We start from the raw sequence: 458 nt of genomic DNA, 5'->3' as shown, positions 1-458 counted from the left end.
AAAAGTCAGGACTAAAGCGGTTTCTTCTGTTTCAACGCAACCTCAGCATAGATATCAATCAACGCATGCTCTCTATTCAATACCTCTTCCAAACGCTGGTCGAAGTCCTTTGGCTTCTTATCCACTCTGAGAAAAGGGTAGGGTTTTCGATAGAAACTATCGCCGGTGATAACAGCTTCCTTCCCTTGTTCCATGAAGGTCAGTACAAGCGCCATGAAATAGGAATTGTCATCATTAGCATTGAAGTAAGCTTTGTCAGTAGGTTGGACATACTTACTCGTAATCGAATATTGGTCCTTCTTAGGCCACTCACCATAAAAAAACAGCATTAATCCTAATCTGTTTTCGACAAAACCGAGGTTTTCAAAGCGACAGGCGAAGATTTTATCCTCCCACCATGTGTAGACGATCCCCCGCTTACGATCGAAAGTAATTTCAGCCTGACGCGGAAAGAAAAT

The 458-nt window shown here is 42.6% G+C and carries 1 pseudogene; it reads right to left on the bottom strand.

The annotated features are described in order from the left end of the window. Positions 1-11: 11 nt before the first annotated feature. Positions 12-458 (bottom strand): annotated as a pseudogene (locus tag LRP50_RS25505) (hypothetical protein); the annotation flags it as partial.

The sequence above is a fragment of the Enterovibrio gelatinilyticus genome (assembly GCF_028683095.1).
Classification (GTDB): domain Bacteria; phylum Pseudomonadota; class Gammaproteobacteria; order Enterobacterales; family Vibrionaceae; genus Enterovibrio; species Enterovibrio gelatinilyticus.
Note: the sequence above shows the minus strand (reverse complement) of the source record. Positions and strands in the feature narration are given on the sequence as shown.